At 44.5% G+C, this 18,434-nt stretch carries 12 protein-coding genes; 3 read left to right on the plus strand and 9 right to left on the minus strand.

Annotation, left to right across the window (positions count from 1 at the left end):
* Positions 1-544: 544 nt before the first annotated feature.
* From D1151_RS15185 to D1151_RS15205, 6 genes are all read right to left on the minus strand, one after another.
* Positions 545-1,600: a hypothetical protein gene (locus D1151_RS15185; RefSeq protein WP_161909448.1), complete on the minus strand. Its 1,056-nt coding sequence runs from the start codon at positions 1,598-1,600 to the stop codon at positions 545-547.
* A 191-nt stretch (positions 1,601-1,791) separates the two neighbouring features.
* Positions 1,792-3,801, minus strand: coding sequence for a S9 family peptidase (locus D1151_RS15190; protein WP_161909449.1), 2,010 nt, complete (start codon positions 3,799-3,801; stop codon positions 1,792-1,794).
* Between the two features lie 21 nt (positions 3,802-3,822).
* Entirely contained in the window at positions 3,823-6,177 is a 2,355-nt protein-coding gene (gene feoB / locus D1151_RS15195; protein WP_161909450.1) for a ferrous iron transport protein B, read from the minus strand.
* Between the two features lie 167 nt (positions 6,178-6,344).
* Complete coding sequence (locus tag D1151_RS17090; protein WP_275557753.1) at positions 6,345-6,479, minus strand: hypothetical protein; 135 nt, start codon at positions 6,477-6,479, stop codon at positions 6,345-6,347.
* Positions 6,480-6,699: 220 nt separating this feature from the next.
* Complete coding sequence (locus D1151_RS15200) at positions 6,700-6,918, minus strand: cold-shock protein (RefSeq protein ID WP_160203232.1); 219 nt, start codon at positions 6,916-6,918, stop codon at positions 6,700-6,702.
* A 206-nt stretch (positions 6,919-7,124) separates the two neighbouring features.
* Positions 7,125-7,832, minus strand: a complete 708-nt coding sequence (locus D1151_RS15205) for a sulfite exporter TauE/SafE family protein (protein WP_161909451.1) — start codon at positions 7,830-7,832, stop codon at positions 7,125-7,127.
* Between the two features lie 191 nt (positions 7,833-8,023).
* Between D1151_RS15205 and D1151_RS15210 the strand changes: the two genes are divergently transcribed.
* The 3 genes from D1151_RS15210 to D1151_RS15220 all read left to right on the plus strand — a co-directional run bounded on the left by D1151_RS15210 (position 8,024) and on the right by D1151_RS15220 (position 12,246).
* Entirely contained in the window at positions 8,024-9,553 is a 1,530-nt protein-coding gene (locus tag D1151_RS15210; protein WP_161909452.1) for a Na+/H+ antiporter NhaC family protein, read from the plus strand.
* A 115-nt stretch (positions 9,554-9,668) separates the two neighbouring features.
* Positions 9,669-11,063 (plus strand): sigma-54-dependent Fis family transcriptional regulator, encoded by a 1,395-nt coding sequence (locus tag D1151_RS15215; protein ID WP_161909453.1) that lies wholly within the window; start codon positions 9,669-9,671, stop codon positions 11,061-11,063.
* A 241-nt stretch (positions 11,064-11,304) separates the two neighbouring features.
* Entirely contained in the window at positions 11,305-12,246 is a 942-nt protein-coding gene (locus D1151_RS15220) for a dimethylarginine dimethylaminohydrolase family protein (protein WP_161909454.1), read from the plus strand.
* 481 nt (positions 12,247-12,727) lie between these two features.
* Here D1151_RS15220 and D1151_RS15225 read toward each other — a convergent pair whose 3' ends face one another.
* Genes D1151_RS15225 through D1151_RS15235 form a run of 3 tightly spaced genes read right to left on the minus strand, consistent with a single transcriptional unit; the run spans position 12,728 to position 18,125 of the window.
* Positions 12,728-14,560, minus strand: coding sequence for an ABC transporter ATP-binding protein (locus D1151_RS15225; protein ID WP_161909455.1), 1,833 nt, complete (start codon positions 14,558-14,560; stop codon positions 12,728-12,730).
* Positions 14,550-16,337 carry an ABC transporter ATP-binding protein gene (locus D1151_RS15230; RefSeq protein ID WP_161909456.1) on the minus strand — a complete coding sequence of 596 codons (1,788 nt, stop codon included), beginning with the start codon at positions 16,335-16,337 and terminating at the stop codon, positions 14,550-14,552. Before D1151_RS15230 ends, D1151_RS15225 begins: the two co-directional genes overlap by 11 nt.
* A gap of 24 nt (positions 16,338-16,361) precedes the next feature.
* Complete coding sequence (locus tag D1151_RS15235) at positions 16,362-18,125, minus strand: ABC transporter ATP-binding protein (protein ID WP_161909457.1); 1,764 nt, start codon at positions 18,123-18,125, stop codon at positions 16,362-16,364.
* Positions 18,126-18,434: the final 309 nt, after the last annotated feature.

Raw genomic sequence — 18,434 nt, forward strand, 5'->3', positions numbered from 1 at the left:
CTGATTTAATATGATTAATATGTAATAGCCTGTGCTGCAGAGAAACCGGCGCGCCATAATCTCAAGATTTTTTTGGATATCCGGCGCTCACCCCATGAAAACCGCCATCTTCTAAGCGTTTTTTTGTATACATGGCGCCAGCCATCCGCCAAACGCCATATTGGGATTCATTTTCTAAAAAACTGGCGCGCACCTGCTGCCTGATATCCGCTTTTTTGATATTTTACTGTAGGACGCTAAAGTTTTTCCGGCTATCTGTCTGCATTCCTTTCTGCCGCCGCCATTTTTTCTAAAAAATCTTTTCTACATGGCACTTCCTCATAGGTCCGCGCCATGTATACAGAAATCAAGCCCAAAATTGGCGCGGGGCAAATTATGGGCATATCTTGATTCTTTTTCTATTAGATTAACTGCTTAAAGAGGGTGTTGACCGAAAGATCGAGAAATCCCGGCCTTTCACCCATTAGAGCCCGACCATGGCGAGCAAACAAAAAAAGAACCAGAAAACAGGTCTTCCCGCTCTGATTCTTCTCTCCTTGCTCTACTAGGCAGTTCCTATCTCGTCGATGCATGCAGCAGATTCTTCTTCAGTTAAGGCATAATACCGCTTCAGCTTCTCTATGATCTGCTCTTTGCTCTTGCCCTCTTCCAAATTATCTGCGATTAAGATTCGAATTGCTTCTTTCGTGACCTCTTCAGTGACTTCTTTCGTGACTTCTTTTGTGACCTCTTTTGTGACCTCTTCGGTGACACTCCTGGTGACCTCTTTTGTCACTCGCTCTGTAGTCTCTTTAGTCGCTTTCTCTGCGGCCTCAGCTGCTGCTTTAGCTGCTGCTATCTCCGCCGCCTCCTCTGCTCTGATTTCTATGAATTCTTCCATGGTTATACTCCGCCATGCCATCTTTTCCACCTCCGCACTATGGTTTCTCAAAAAATCCGCCAAGATGTTTTCTTTGAGGCAGCGCTCTATGGCAGCATCTACTGCTTCTTTTCTGCCCTTTCCTTCTGCAAGACCTTCTTTCACATATCGGACAAGAATTCCATATTCTCTCAGCTTTGCACTTCGCTGCAGGACAGGGTTTCGTCTCGCTTCCTCCTCTTCTCCCTCATTGTACACCACTTTGATGACTTTTACTACTAATTCTATGGAATTTTCTTTAGGTTCTCCCATGAAGCTGGATGATAATCTCAGTTCGTCCACGTCCCATGGTTCGTTTCCCGTGTAGATAACAAAAAACTGCGGCGTCGGAATTTTCACCTGCCCTTGCTTAAATAGTTCTCTGCTGTCCAGCAATATTGTGATATTATTAGCCAAATATCGAAGCATACGCAGGGGAATATTCGCAGATATAGTGCTCTGCTGTTCTCCAAACACTAGATATGCAACTGCAATTTCATAGCTCAGGTCGTTTTTAATTCCATGGTAGATAACATCATCCAGGGTCATAAAACGAATCTCAGTATCGGGACCGTAGTCGGTTCCTTCCAGTGCATTAAAAAGTTCAATGGCGTTTTCTTTATCTGAAAACAGCATGCGAAAGATGCTGTCCTGATAGGTTCTCTTGGGTTCTGCCGCTGACCTCCACTTATTTTCTGTCATATCCTTCCTCCTTTATTTTGATTTGTAATTTTTTTGCTATGATTCCATTATATCCCAATCATCGCAATCAGACAACATGTTTTGCCTAAAAAGTCAAAAATTGGAAATATCCAATTCAATATTCCCACACAAAAAACGCACCCGGTCAGATGTCTGCTCATCTGCCCGGGTGCGCCGCTGCCACCAGCATTTTATTTTAAATATTTATCAAACCAGTCTCTCATCTCTTCCAGCCTGCGCACTCTGTGCTTCGGCTTTCCAGTTCTGCTCATACCGTGATGCTCGCCCTTAAAGCCGACTACCTTTGAGGGAACTCCGAAATAAGTCAAAGCTGCGTGCATTTGCAGCGCATTATCGACGGTGCATCTGTAGTCGTCCATGCCGTGAATCCAAAGGGTTGGCGTCTTAATATTCGGCGCATATTTCAGAGGAGATGAATCCCACAAAAAATCCAAATTCCCCCATGGCGTCGTCTCATAAGTATCCAGCGCAAAGGATACCCCGATATCCGACATACCAAAATCGCTGATATTGTTGGCTGAACTCCTGTCGGAAATCGCCGACTTAAACAGATCAGTATGACCGATAATCCAGTTGGTCATAATCCCTCCGTAAGAGCCGCCGGTTACACCGAGACGAGTTTCATCCACCCAAGGTAAGCTCTTTGCCGCATAACGGGCAAAGCCCACCAAATCCTCATAGTCGATGGTGCCGTAGCGCATACGAATATCGCCAAAGTCACCGCCACGTCCCTCAGAACCAGTAGGATTGCAATAAATTACGCCGTATCCCAGCGCTGCAAAATACTGCATGTCCAGGTTAAACACTTCTCCATAAGCCACCTGCGGACCGCCGTGAATAAACAGCACCGTCGGATACTTCTTTCCTTCCTCAAATCCTGCCGGTTTCAAATACCAGCCCTGTAGCTCCACACCTTCGCCGTTGACATAAGGCAGATACTCCACAGAAGCATATTCGTATGCCTCCTCCAAATGAGTATTTTCAGAAGACAGACAACGCTCCACGCCGCCGCAGGTTTTGCCCGAAAGCTCCTGTACATAAAGCTCCGTGCCTCCAAGACCGCGTACGGCAATCGTGTAGATTTTCTCGCCTACGATTTCGTAATCCAAAAGCTTGCCCTTTTCTTTTATCACCGCAACAGGAAGTTCCTCCTCGTCCGCCCAGTAGAAAAGCCTGGAGGACTCCTTATCCAAAGCGATAAAGTAAGTTCCGCCGCTGACTCTGGTCAGCTTGTTCAGATAACCGCTTTTGTAAATAACATCACAGACCACGCTGTCATAAATATGATAATCGCCCAGCGAATTTTTTCGCAGATAGCTTCCATCCTTCAAATTCAGCAAATCAATATATTCGTCCTGATACTCCCCGTGAAGCTTTCGATCGTTTCGGCAGACGAAAATTTCATCATCGGATAGAGTATCCACATAGGTATACACATAAGTGTCCGACTCATCCAGCGCCGTCACTGCCTTACTCTGGATATCATAGCGATACAGCCTGCCCGTGGTATTCTGCACGCCGCCAGACGCCATGCCGAAGTAAACCACATATTGACTGCGCCATCCTTTCATACCCGTTACAGAAAGACTGTCCGGTGAAATCTGCGTCAGCTCGCCATTCTCCCACAAAAACATCCTGCCCCTTGCACCGTCGCAATAGCCCACGCCATTGTACCAAAACGGCACTTCCTCTGCAATAAAGTAGTCCGATTCCTCTTCTTTTATCTCCGCAAAACGCTGCACATCGCCGCCAGCTTTTTTCAGATAGGCATCTTCGTGAAGAGAATCGTCGCAAAGCAGCACATATCGATTCTCATCAATCTTGTGGAAATCCAATATATTTTTGTAAACTTTCATAAGCAAGGTACGCCTGCCGGTTGCAGGATTCAGACGGTAAAAGCAGGTCAGCGGTACGCCTTTGTCCGCAAGGGCAATATCCTCTTCAGCAAGGAGCGCTGTAAAGATAATCTCCTCGCCATCCCAGCGGTACAGGTCAAACTTCACATTATCAAGCACCTTGCGGGACTCCTCCGTCTCCGTGTCCAAAAGCCACAAATCCGTCTCGTATCCGTTTCCAACCGTCTTTGATTTAGTATACAAAATTTCCGTTTCTTTTCTCTCAAACCCACATAGATTTGTAAACTCCGCAAAAAAATCTGCGCCAATCTTCTTTTTCTTCATCAAGGCTTCTCCTTTCACGTCCTATCCTATTAACAAACCGCCAACCACATTGACAGCAAAGGCGACAACCCATGCCACCATACACTGCAGTACTACGATAGCAAATGCCCATTTGCCGCCCAGTTCCTTACGCACAGCACCGATTGCCGCAACACACGGCGTATAGAGCAGCGTAAATACCAGAAATACTACAGCAGTCAGCGGAGTAAACATAGTCGTAAGCGCATCCACGCCGCTGCCAAGCAGCACCGTCATAGTGCTGACTACACTTTCCTTTGCCGTAAATCCTGTAATTAGCGCCGTAGAAACCCTCCAATCTCCAAAGCCCAGCGGTACAAAAATCGGCGCAATAAAGCCGCCGACCATGGCAAGCAGGCTGTCATGAGAACTGCTGACCACATTGAGATGACTGTCAAAAGTCTGCAGGAACCAAATAATCAGTGTAGCCACAAAAATCACCGTAAAAGCTCTTGTTATGAAGTCCTTCGCTTTGTCCCAAATCAGTCTTCCTACGCTTTTCAGTCCCGGAAAACGATAGTTGGGCAGTTCCATCACAAAAGGCACTGGCTCGCCTTTAAACTTGGTATTTCCCAAAATCAGCGCATAGAGCACTGCCACGATAATGCCAGTAAAGTACATCAATGTCATAACCACCGCCCCGTGTTTCGGAAAAAAGGCTGCCGTCAAAAGTCCATAAATAGGCAGCTTTGCAGAGCAGCTCATAAATGGCGTCAGCATGATGGTCATTTTGCGGTCCCGCTCAGAAGGCAAGGTTCGGGTCGCCATGATGGCAGGTACCGTACAGCCAAATCCGATAATCATCGGTACAAAGCTTCGCCCGGACAACCCCAGCTTTCGCAGAATTTTGTCCATAACAAAGGCTACACGTGCCATATATCCGCTATCCTCCAAAAAGGACAGGAAGAAAAACAACGTTACGATAGTCGGCAAGAAACTGAGCACACTTCCCACGCCTGCAAAAGCGCCGTCAATCACCAGAGAATGAATGACCGGATTAATATCAGCTGCCATTAAAGCCTGATCCGCCAAATCAGTCAGCCAGCCGATTCCCGATTCCATCAAATCAGAAAGCCATGCACCGATCACGCCGAAGGTCAGCCAAAAAATCAGAGCCATAATCCCGATAAAGCTGGGAATCGCTGTGAACTTTCCGGTAAGCAGTCTGTCTATAGACTGACTGCGCATATGTTCACGGCTCTCTCTTGGCTTCACTACAGTTGCCTTACAGACTTTGTCAATAAATGTAAATCGCATATTAGCAAGGGCCGCATTTCTGTCTATGCCGCTTTCTTTCTCCAGCTGCAAAATAATATGCTCTAAAAGTTCCTGTTCATTCTGATCCAGTTCCAGCTTTTCCAGAATCAGCCTGTCACCTTCAACCAGTTTGCCGGCTGCAAAGCGAACAGGAATCCCCTTTGCCTTTGCATGGTCTTCAATAAGGTGCATGATAGAGTGGAGACATCGGTGGAGCGCACCTCCGTCTTCACCCTCAGCATCACAGAAATCCATTCTGCCCGGGCATTCCTGAAATTTTGCCACATGGAGCGCATGATCGATCAGTTCCTCAATTCCTTCGTTTCTTGAAGCAGAAATCGGAATCACCGGAATCCCCAGCGCTGCTTCCAACTCGTTAATCTTGATGGTACCGCCGTTAGCATGCACTTCATCCATCATGTTCAGTGCCAAAACCATAGGAATATCCAGCTCAATCAGCTGCAGGGTTAAATACATATTTCGCTCAATATTAGTCGCATCTACAATGTTGATAATTCCTTTTGGCTTATCGTTTAAGAAAAATTCTCTGGTCACAATTTCTTCGCTGGTATAGGGAGACATGGAGTAAATGCCTGGAAGATCCGTTACCAGCGTGTTGCTCATTTTGCCAATTTGCCCGTCCTTTCGATCAACCGTCACACCTGGAAAATTTCCCACGTGCTGGTTGGAGCCGGTCAGTCTATTGAACAGAGTCGTCTTGCCGCAGTTCTGATTTCCTGCAAGTCCGAAGGTCAGGATTTCGCCTTCTGAAAGCGCTGCACCCTTAGGCGAAGTATGGTATTTTCCCATTTCCCCAAGTCCCGGGTGCTCAACTTTGTCAACAACCAGCGCACTGCCTGCGTCCTCTTCTCCATCGGCCGCCGGTTCAACCTGAATTTCCTTTGCATCGGAAAGTCTTAAGGTGAGCTCATAGCCCCAAATCCGATACTCGATTGGATCGCCCATAGGCGCTGCTTTTATGTATGTAATGGTCTTGCCCGGAATCAATCCCATGTCGAGAAAATGCTGCCGCAGGGAGCCGCTTCCTCCCACGGATAGAATCCTGGCTTTTTCACCTTTTTTCAGTTGGTCTAAGGTCATATATATGACTTCCTTTCTACTCTTTTCTATCGTTATAGAATCATTTTACCATCTGGAAAAGTTAGAGTCAACTAACAAGTACATATGATCAATACGATTCGGCACTGAGCACCGCACTGTGTGCCATACTTCATTTGCACGCCACATTAAAATACTTTCTTTGTAATTTATGGCGGGCACAACTCAGAATCCGCCACATTCGTAAGCTTTTTTACTTTAAATGGCGAGCGCACTCCGCTGCGTGCCAGATTTGACAGCTTTAATACTGCAACATGGCACACAGCATCGACTTCTTCAAACAAAACCACCCCTCCTGCAATAAAAATCCCTCTTTTATGCTCATACCCCGCACAAATATCAACACTGTGCGCCAGTTCTTCTTAAAACAGTTCAAAACATGGCGTTTTCCAACAAGCCCACGCCATAATTTCAAAAAATCCTTTTTAATATGGCGCTAGCGCCATTCCCTGCACAAAAAACCGGGGCAGATATTTCCGCTCCGGTTTATTATGTTCTAATTTATTATGCTTCTTTTACTCTTACGTTCACTGCCCTCACTCTCTGGCTGTCTCTCGGATCAGGCTCTACATCGTAGCTAACCTTCTGTCCTTCTACCAGATTTCTGTAACCCTCTCCTTCAATTGATGAGAAATGCACAAACACATCTGCCCCGCCATTGTCGTCCTGGATAAAGCCAAAACCCTTGTCTGCATTAAACCATTTTACTGTACCGTCATACATATTCAGTACCTCCCTTTCTGTCTTTTGTACTCCATCGAATTCTTCCTTCTTAAAGGAAAGGCCCACATCTTGTGAATCATCAAAAATTAACTCACAAAATGGGGCCAGTGCAAATTCTCTATTGATTACACCATCATCATAGCACAAAATGCAGTGAAAAGAAAGCTTTTTGTTAGAGTATTAGCAAAATTGCGGAGAATTTTTTTCTATACCAGAAGGCTAATACCGGAGATTAGCAGCAGCACATAGGTCAGCCGCAAGAAAACCTGCTGACTCATCTTCTTAGCTAAGCGATTGCCAATATAAACGCCGATTAAAAGCACCGGAACACTCCAGGCAGTAGTCGTCAGTGTGAAAGCTGTCATCAAACCAGCGCCGGTCTGCTTGATAATCAAATAGATATCCAGCGCTACCCAAATCATCGATAAGGTCGTTCGGAAATTCTGCTTGTCAGGCAGCTTTTTCACTGCATAAATAATCAAAAGCGGTCCTCCGGATACGAACATACCGTGAATAACTCCCGCCAAAAGCAGAATCACATTCAGCGCAGGCTCCGGCAAATTGTACTCTTTCTTCTGAAAAAGACCGGACAGCGCAATGAGAATGACAAAAGCAGCAAAGATTTGCAGCAGCACTTCTGTCTGCAAATACTGATAAATCACTTCCCCTGCGAAAAGTCCTATAAACATCAGAATCAGAATCTTAAAAAACTCTTTCCAGACGATGTCTTTATAACCCCGCACTGCGATCAGCAGTCCTGCCAAAAGAGCAAGAATCGTCAGAGACGGTTTTGCCACATCTATTCCATACAGCAAAATTACAAAAGGCATCGCCAGCACCGTTCCAGCAAAACCAGTAATACCTTGAATCAAATTCGTCGAAAAAATAACCAGTAAAAATAGCGTCAGTTCCATATCATCATTGTCTCCCTTCCGGAATCTATTTTACAATTCTTCTTTGTAAATTAAAAGCAAATTTTGTGCCAACCTTTTGTCGGCAACCTCCCCCTCCGTCCTGCCTTTAAACTTGGCACATTCGTTGCATAATAAGTATGGCAGTTGATCAACTCGTTATTTCTGTATTGAAAGTAGAAAGGAGAGCTACCATGGATTCACTAGGTATTTTATCTTTGATTCCACCATTGCTGGCCATCGGGCTTGCAATCTATACAAAAGACGTTATCATTTCTTTAGTTATCGCTGTTATCGTAGCTGCCATTATGGCGTGCGGCGGGAATCCTTATGAGGCTGGTATTACCCTCTTACAGGACTGGGTATTCCCAAATGTTGCAGATTCCACCAATGCACAGTCCATGGTCATGTTAGTCGTAGTAGGCGGATTTACCGAACTGATTACACAGTCCGGCAGCGGACTTGCATTTACCAATGTCGTGACCAAAGGGTTAAACAACAGGCAAAAATGCGAAACTGCTATGTGGCTCAGCGGTCTGTTTATCTGGTTTACAGACCTTGGAAACTCCCTCATTATCGGACCGATTTTCGAAAAGGTCGGAGATAAAGTCAAGGTTTCCAGAGAAAAATTCGCATACATTTTGGACTGCACCACTTCTCCAATCTGCGCACTGGTGCCAATCGTAGGTTTCGGTATCTACATCATGGGACTGATTGATGTAGAAATAGAAGCTGCAGGTATTTCAGGCAGTGGCTGGGACCTGTTCCTCTCATCCGCTCCGTTTAACTTCTACACAGTATTGACACTGATCATGTGCGGATTTATGGCAATCACACAGCTGGACTTTGGTCCTATGCTGAAAGCACAGAACAGAGCAAAGTTTGAAGGCAAAATTCTCAAAGAAGGCTCCACGCCGATGAGAAAAACACAGCAAATTGTGCTGCCGGAAGGTGTAACCCCTAAGATGAGCACAATGCTGGCGCCAATTGCAGTGCTTCTGATCGTCATCTTCGTTGAAATGTTCCGCCACGGCTTCCCATTTGAGCCAATTGACGGAACCGTTACACGTACAGCAATCATGTGGGGTTTCCTGCTGGCTACAGTACTGCTTGTTATCCTTTGCATCAGAACAAAGGTAATGAACTTCAAAGAATGTATGGGAACCATGCAAAAAGGCTGGGAAGGTATGATGTACATGCTGGTGGTTCTGACGCTTGCATGGGCTCTTGGAAGCGGCTGCAAAGCCATCGGTACAGCTGCTTATCTGGTGCAGGTTACCAGCGGATTCTTAAATCCGGCTCTGCTTCCAGTTCTTCTATTTATCATCGGTGCAGTCATGTCTCTGGCTACCGGTACTTCCTGGGGAACTATGGCAATTCTCATGCCGATTGCATTCCCAATGGCACTGGCAATGGGCGTTCCGCTCCCACTTACCATCGGCGCCGTTGTCAGCGGCGGTCTCTTTGGCGACCACATTTCACCGATTTCCGACACCACTATTATGGCATCCATGGGGGCAGCCTGCGACCATATCGATCACTTCGAAACGCAGACGCCGTATGGGTTCGTATGCGCAATTGTTTCTGCGATCGGCTTCTTGATCAGCGGTTTTATGAACAGCTGGAGTGTACTTCTGATCTCTGCAGTCATTCTGTTTGTGCTGATTTTCGTACTTCACAGAGTCGATATGAAACGATTTGGAACGCCGGAAAAAACCGCATAATTCAATATATGATTTCGAAAAGCCGCAGTGATTTGTATACTGCGGCTTTTTGTTGACAATTGCAGATTCAATCGGTTACTATTTTAAGTAAGAAACATTGAAAGGGAGATTCATCATGTTAAGACGCTATGCAGAGCAAATTCTCAATGTATTCAACTATATAGACGCCATTATCGTCACAAACAGCAGTGGAATCATCGAATACTATGTCAATCGCAGACCTCATCTGAACCGGCTGCGTGAGGAAGATATCAGAGGTATGCACATTCTAGAGCTTTATCCCGATTTGACAGAGGAAACCAGCAGCATCTGCCGGGTTCTGCGCAGTGGACAGCCGATTTACAACGAATATCAATCCATGCGAGCCATCAAGACCGGTCAGGTTTTTAACGGTATTAATACCACCATTCCCATCAAACACAACGATGAAGTCATCGGCGTTGCCGAGGTGACCCGCTGGGCTGACGACGACCTGCAGCGCAAAGACATCCCGCTTTCCCTGAAGCACACCCAGGAAAAAGAAGAGAAATCCATACGGCTGTATACTGTCGATGATATCATCACCTGTGCGCCGCAGATGAAAGAGATCAAAGAGCGAATTAAACGCATTGCAGAAACCGATTCTACCGTCTTAATCTACGGGCAGACTGGTACGGGAAAAGAACTGATCGCCCAGTCCATTCATACTGCCGGAAAACGAAGTTCCAAACGCTTTGTTTCGCAAAACTGCGCCGCTATTCCGGAAACCCTTTTGGAAAGTATTCTGTTCGGCACTACGAAAGGCAGCTATACCGGCGCAGAAAACCGTCCCGGGCTCTTTGAGGTCGCCAACGGCGGTACGCTATTTCTGGACGAAATCAATTCTATGGAACTGGGGATGCAGGCAAAGCTTTTGAAAGTCATTGAAGAAAAGAAAGTGACCAGAATCGGCAGCACGCAGCCGATTCCTATTGACGTCAAAGTCGTCTCCGCCGTCAATGAGCCGCCTGAGAACTGTGTCAGCGCCAAAAAACTGCGGGAAGACCTTTTTTACAGACTCAGCGTTGTGCGTCTTGATATTCCGCCGCTTTCTGCCCGTCCCGGCGATGTAAAGCTGCTGACACGCTATTTCCTTGATTATTTCAATGCCAGAATGGACAGAGACGTTATGGACGTTTCCGAAGAAGTCGAACAGCTTTTCCAAAACTATACGTGGCCAGGCAATGTGCGGGAAATGAAAAATATCATCGAGGGCGCTTATAATCTGATTTCTTCCCGCATTATTCAGATGCAGGATTTACCGGGATATCTGACGCGCAGCGATACCAAGACGCCTTTGCAAGCCTTTTACGGCGCAAAGCTTCCTGAGGGGAAATCCCTTGCTGAGATGACCGCCGCCTTTGAAAAAGAAATCATTACTCACACTCTGGCAGAGTCAAAATCCCTTTCAGAAGCTGCCAGAACCCTCCGTATCACCAAACAGGGACTCAGCTACAAGATGCTAAAATACGATATTCAATTTAAAGAGTAACAAAACAAACGTCAAAAAATTTTGACTCGATCGCCAGGATTTTTTGACGTTTTTGCAATGAAAATTCCTATAATTATAGAATCTTTTGACGATATATACACTGCCAAAAAAAAATTTTTCTTTTTTTCGCATTTATCACCAAACCTCAGATACCTTCAGCAAACAAACTGCATTGTGCCTATATTGGCATGAATATTGCTTTTATTATAAAGCAGTGAAGACAAATAAAAGGAGGAAAACTATGAGCAAATTTATAGATATTGATGCGATTCCCGGCGAACGCTGGTTTCCAAAAGAAACAGGATTTGAAGAAGACCTGCCGCTGTACTGGGGAGACTTTGGTGTAGCATCTGAAGTAGATACCCTGCGCGCAGTTTTGATGCGTCGTCCGGGTAAAGAAATAGAAAACTTTAATGCTGCTGAGGTTCGCTTTTCTGATGAACCCATCGATGTAGAATTAATGCGTGCACAGCATGACGCACTCGCAGATATCTACCGCGACCACGGCGTAAAAGTCTACTATGTAGAAGAACAACGCGAAGATCGTCCTAATGCAATTTTCTGCCGCGACCTGGTTTTTATGACGCCGGAGGGTGCAATTTTAACAAGACCGGGTATGGCAGCCCGCCGCGGTGAAGAGCGTTACATCGCAAAAGCATTATCCGACATCGGCGTACCTATTATCAAGACTGTCAGCGGCGACGGTATGTTTGAAGGCGCGAATGCCATGTGGGTTGACCGCCACAATTGTGTCGTTTCTACTGGAAGCCGCTGTAACCAAAGCGGCTATGAGCAGGTGAAGCATGAGCTGGAACGCATGGGCGTTACTGTTTGGCATATGCAGCAGCCTTACAGCAATATTCACATTGATGGTCTGATGAATCCTGCCAGCAACGATGTGATCATGCTCCACGCATCACAAGTGCCTTATGATATTGTAGACATGCTGAAAAAGAAAGGTTACAAGATTCTGGAGGTTCCATCAAGAACGGAAGTCCGCGAAAACTTCTGCTGCAATTTCGTAGCCCTGGAGTCAGGTCTTATCGTTATGCCGGAGGGAAGCCCTCGTGCGCAGGAGCTACTTGAAGCCAACGGCATCAAAGTTATCACGGTTAACGTTTCCGAAATCATTAAGGGACGCGGTGCAATCCACTGCATCACCGCATTCTTAAAGAGAGGATAACCATCGCTAAAAAGCAAGCCCCATGCCGGCGTTTCCCCCAAAGCGCCAGACAAAGCGCTTGCTTTTTCTTTATTTTAATGGTTTTCATCTGAAAACTGGTCTATCAACATAATATTTTTAACCTAAAACGGACATCTTTGAAAAAAGTGTATAAGAAGATGAGCGATTCTTAACCGAGGATTGAAAAATACTAAAAAAATGTATAAACGCAATCGAAAAAATATACTAAACGGTCACCCTTACAGCCATTTATCGTTGCTGCTTTGCTGATATATTGCATTTTACGTAAGATTTTTGCAGGTTTATTTACATTCTTGCATAAGACGCAAGATATGTAAAATCTTAAGATCAGCTTTTTATACACTTTTTTTCAAAAATCGCAATATAGGTTAAGGTTTTCTTCTTTTCCAAATTTTCCGCGCATTTACTATGAGGTGACGCCTTAAGTAACAAGGAATATGTCTGCATCTTCGCTCTAACCTTACTCATCTGCTTCATCCTTTTGATACCACTGTGCCTGCGCATGGTACATTTCTGCATAATATCCGTCTTTTTCCATCAGGCTGTCGTGGGTTCCATCTTCCACCAGCTTTCCTTCACAAAAAACCAGAATCCGATCCACCATATGAGTAATTCCAAGGCGATGGGAAATTAGCAAGGTCGTCTTTCCTGCAGTCATCTTTGCAAAATTCCTATATAGCTCCGCCTCTGCCAGCGGATCCAGTGCTGCAGTCGGCTCATCGAGAATCATAAGCTTTGTATCTCTTCTATACAGAGCCCTTGCCAGAGCGACTCTCTGCCACTGCCCACCAGACAGGTTATTTCCAGTCTTGCTGAACTGACCAATCTCTTCATCAAGCCCACCAGGCTGTCTGTCAACCAGTTCCTTGATATTCGCTTCCTGAAGAAGTCTCTCTAATGCGTCCTCATCTATCTTGGTATTCATTTCTGAAGCTTCAATATTTTCCCGAAGGGTTCCTTCGTAGTGACAAAAATCCTGAAACACAGCGGCAGTAGATCTTCGTATTTTGCTAATCTGTAATTCATCTAACGGCGCACCATTTACCGCAATTTCTCCCTGCTGCGGAGTATAAAAACCCATCACCAAATTGATAAAAGTGCTCTTACCGCTTCCATTTTCGCCGACAATTGCCACAGTCTCCCCTGCCTTAATCCTTACAGACAGGTCGTCAATCACCTTTCTGTTTGACCCCGGATAAGAAAAAGTCACTTTATCAAATGTAATGGAAACCTCTTCAAAACCACGATCGGCGCTGTTCTTTTCCTCCGCACCAAGCTCCTGCAAATCAAAAAAATCTTTCATATAAGAAATATTCTGTCCAAACTCCATTAAAGATACAAGCAGGCTGCCAAGGAGGCTTTGCAAACGCCCCGATAAGGTCAACACCAGCACAAAAACGCCGATGCCATCCTCCGGATGCAGATATATCTGCTTTCCCACCAGAATTAAAATCACAATATAAACTGCATTGCGGAGAATATCTGCCGCCATGTTATACTTCACATGCTTCCTCGTCAGACTTTCCTTTTTTTCTATGTATTCCTTTGCAGTCTTTTTCCATTCCGCTTTCAGGTAAGGGTAAGCCTTAAAATGCCTGATATCCTTCATCGCTTCGGAACGCACACAGGTCAAGTACTGCATAATAGCGCTATCACCTTCCAGCATCCATTTTGTTCTAAAGTGATAGGTCGCATCGCTTTGCAGATAGGACAGCACCGCCGCAGGAATACAGGTCAGAAATACCGCCGCTACAATCACGCCGCTGACGCGAAAAAGCTCCAAAGATACGCTTGCAATTGCAATCACTCTCTGCACGTTAAGAATTAAATCCTGCATGCTCCTTGCCGTGTACTCGCCTGCGTATTCCTCAACAAAGGACAGCTTTTGTCGGAAGCCGTCATTATTTTCGATATAGCGAAATTTCACATTACATTTGCATTCCATGATTGTGTGTGCCACAAATCGTTCCGTTCTGGTCGTATCTATGCGCAGCATGTGCTCGCTCAGACAATCAAACAAAGCCTGCACAACGAAAAGCACAATCAGCATTGTAAAAAGAAACATAATTTCGCTTTCAAGATATCCGGGTGAATTTCCGCTAACCGCCTGATACAGCTGGTTTGTCAGCTGTTCTAAATATCTTGCGCTTATAACCGGAAGAAAGGCTGCAAACCACCCGAGCACATTGACTAAAATTGAATCCCAGCCCTTCACTCGGATACTGAGCTGCAATGCCTTTTTTACGACACGGATATTATCGCTTAATGAAAGTCTGTCTTTCTTATTCTCCATCTCGGTTGCTCTCCTTATGATACCATGCCGCCTGCTGCTGATACATCGCAGCGTATAATCCCTTTTGTTTCATCAGCATCTCGTGAGTTCCATCTTCTACAATTCTGCCTTTGTCTAACACAAGAATCCGGTCCGCCAGCTGGGCAAATCCAATTCGATGACTGATTAGAATTGCCGTATTGCCCTCCAGATTTTCTTTAATCTGCTGAAACTGTTTCAGCTCTGCAATAGGGTCAAGGGCTGAGGCCGGCTCATCTAAAATCAAAATATCATGTGTTCCCATACAGGCTCTTGCAATCCCGATTTTCTGTCGCTCTCCACCGGATAATTCTACGCCTTCAGGATAGACTTCTTTACGAAGAAGGGTATCCATCTGCTGCGGCAGCCTTTCCACCATCTTTTCCGCACCGCCTTTTACAATGGCTTCTCGCACCATTCCCCGATTTTCTATATGCGCGATATTCCCCATGCCGACATTTTCTCTCACCGTTTTATGTAAAATATAGAAATCCTGAAAAAAGGTGCCAATGGTACCCGTATGAAAAACCCGTCCACTGGTCGGAGGATAAATTCCCATCAGCACCTGTACCAGTGTGGACTTTCCGCTGCCGTTTTCTCCAACAAGGGCTACAATTTCCCCTTTAGGAATTTTCAGGTTGATATCATAAAGCACCTGTCTGTCATTTTTATATGCAAAGCACAGATTTTCTGCAGCAATTGCAATCTCCGGTTCTGTAGACTCTTCTGCAGGGATGGCATCCCTCTCCCTGTGCGCAACCTCTTCTTCCACCATATCCATAAAGGCTTTCTGTCGTTTCAAAGCGAAAATCCCTCTGTGCATATTGATGGACCCCTTTGAAATTACTGCTACATATCCCCCAAGGCTTCCGCAAAGCGTAAACAGCATGATAAACTCTTCCACAGTAATGTTTCCCTTGAAAATACCCCACAGACAAAATAGTAAAATACCTCCCATGAACAGATACAGAAACACATTGCTCAGGATTTCCGCTTTTCCAATGCTTCTATTATAAATAAGTTCCGCCTGCTCCACCTCATCGTAGTATTTATCGAACTGATCCAGCATTCGCTTCTGGCTTTTGTATACTCTGATTTCCTTCGCCACATTAGGCTGCATAGGAATCAGCTTAATCTCCCGAAGACGCCGCTCTGCAGGTGCGTAACTTCTCTCAAACTCCTCCAGCTTCTTTGTCATGCAATGATTCAAATATAATAAAACCGCCAAATAGCACAATATGAACAGCGCAATAAACGGAGATACGCTGGCAGCAGTCACCAGCAGCGCCAGTATACCGCAGCCCTTTCCTAAAAGTTCGCAGGCCGCACTGGTGACATCCGTAAGTGCGCCCGCACGCCGAATCACCGCATTATACTCATCATTGATTTCCTTCTGAAGCAGCATGTCCATGGGCATTTTCTGAAAAAAATCCATCAAAAGTTCCTGCAGACCCAGATAATAGGAATCATACATGCGAAAATACAGAAAGCCGCTGTTGATTCTAGCTGACAATCCACTTATAGTCAGCACCGTTCCATAAAAAATAATATACGGCAGCACATCCGAAAATGTGCCCGTTCCCGTATCCAAAAAACCTGCGATCACCGCCAGTATCTGCTTATTCAACAGAAGGGCTATGGCAGGCAGGATACACAACAGTCCGTTTAGGGTCAACCAAAAAGCGACGGTTCTTTTGTCGATGGAAAATACCAGACGGACGATCCAGCGGTATAGATTTTGGTTAGGAGATTTCTTCATCCGGTTTCCTTTCTCAATATGGGGTTATGATTGATAAAACTGCGCCTGCATATCAAATAATTCGCGATACAGTTGATTCGCCTGATACAATTCGTCATGGGAACCGTATTCTACAATTTCCCCGCCCACAAAAACAGCGATTTTATCACAGAATTTGCTGCTGGATAAGCGATGAGAGATAAAAATTGTCGTCTTATCCTTACTCATCTCGTTGAAACTCTGATATATTTCGTATTCTGCTCTCGGGTCTAGTGCAGCCGTTGGTTCATCCAGAATCACGACAGGCGTATTCTTAAATAAAGCTCTCGCTAAAGCGATTTTCTGTCCTTCACCGCCCGAAGGCTCGAATCCATCTTCTTCAAAGTTCTTGTAAACATTGGTGTAAATCCCTTTAGGAAGTTTCTCCAGCTTATCGCCGAAACCGCTGCGCCGCAGACAATCAACAATTTCTGCATCATCACACTCCTGATTGAAGCAGATATTTTCCTTCAAGGTGAATGAAAACAATCTGAAATCCTGAAAAACCGCTGCCATTAGACCTTGATATGCATCATAGTCAATCTCTTTTACATCAATTCCATTCAGAAGAATCCTTCCTTCTGTCGGCTCATATAGCCTGGTTAATAGTTTTACGAAAGTTGTTTTTCCCGCTCCATTTTCACCGACAACGGAAAGCTTTTCAGCTGGAGAAATGGTGATGTTTACATTTTTAAGTGCATATGTGCTTGCTCCGGGATATTTAAAAGATACGTTTTCAAACTGAATCGTGTATTCTGATGCACTATCATCAATAGATTCCTTACCAGTTCTCATTTTCTGAGGCATATTTACATATCTATCCAATTCTTCATAGTATATTCCAAACCGTCTAATGCCAATAATACTAGACATAACATCATTCATCGCTGCTGAAAACTGTGATACCGCACCTAAATACATCGTAAATGAACCTATTTGAATGTGTTGATTTAGCACCTTAGCAATCAGATATCCGTAAGTAATCCCCTCTCGAATCAAAGAGGTAAAGGCAGTAAAATATTGAGATTTATTCATCACCCGCACCTGTCTTTTATAAAACTTTTCGGATTCTCCCAGGCATTTCGAGATTTTGCTGATCAGAAAATCCTTTAGATTATAAATTCTTTCTTCTTTCCCATACTCAAAATTTTCAATGGCATTTAAAAGATACATCGTTCTGCGCTCTATCGGCGCTTTCTCCATATCCCATGAAACATATTTCTTTTGTACGCGAGATTCCACCAAACTATTTAACAGAACTAGCAGGACAAAAATAAATACAATTCCGGCATTCAACGTGCTAAGTACAGCAATCAGTCCGGCAAAGACAAAAACTTTACCCACGATGTTAAATGCGTAATCTAAGACCATACCAAACCCATCCCCATCTGCATATAAAATCTTATGGGCTTTTTCCTTTATATCTAAGAATTCCGGATTTTCTAGAGATTCAAAATCGCAAGTGACTAGTTTTTCTGCCATCATACATTGAAAAGAATTAAGGACTTTGATCTTGGAGGTAAACATAGCGCCACGTAAAAATGAAAGTAGCGCCATTCCTACAAAATTAGTCAATACGAGAATGCCCACATATACAAACAACTGCTCTATTCGCTGCTGCCCTGTCAATTCATCAATGATATACTTTGGCATAATCACACTAAGCAGCGGCACCAATGCAGTAACCAACTGAAACGATGCAGCATAAAAGACATATTTTTTATTATATTTCCAAATTAGTTTCAACAGAAACCGAAAGCTCTTAAACATTTTTTTCCTCCTTGCTAAATTCTATCCATCGAACTTCCATTCATGATAAGAGGAACATAGCGAAAACCAATACTTCCACTATTATCTTTTTCAAAAAATAAACCTCAAAATTCTCGTTTACTACTATTACGTGAATTTGGAGGTTTGGTCACATATTTTCTCAAAAATATTATTTGCCAAAATAAATTCTGCGTATCACTGGAATTTCAAATGGCAAAGACTTACATAGAACTTACTCTGACAAACTGCTTTTCTCACATTTTTATGATATATTTACCTTAAGACATATCCCGGTCAATGGAGGTAACA

This window comes from Emergencia sp. 1XD21-10 (assembly GCF_009936045.1).
GTDB classification, from domain to species: domain Bacteria; phylum Bacillota; class Clostridia; order Peptostreptococcales; family Anaerovoracaceae; genus Senimuribacter; species Senimuribacter intestinalis.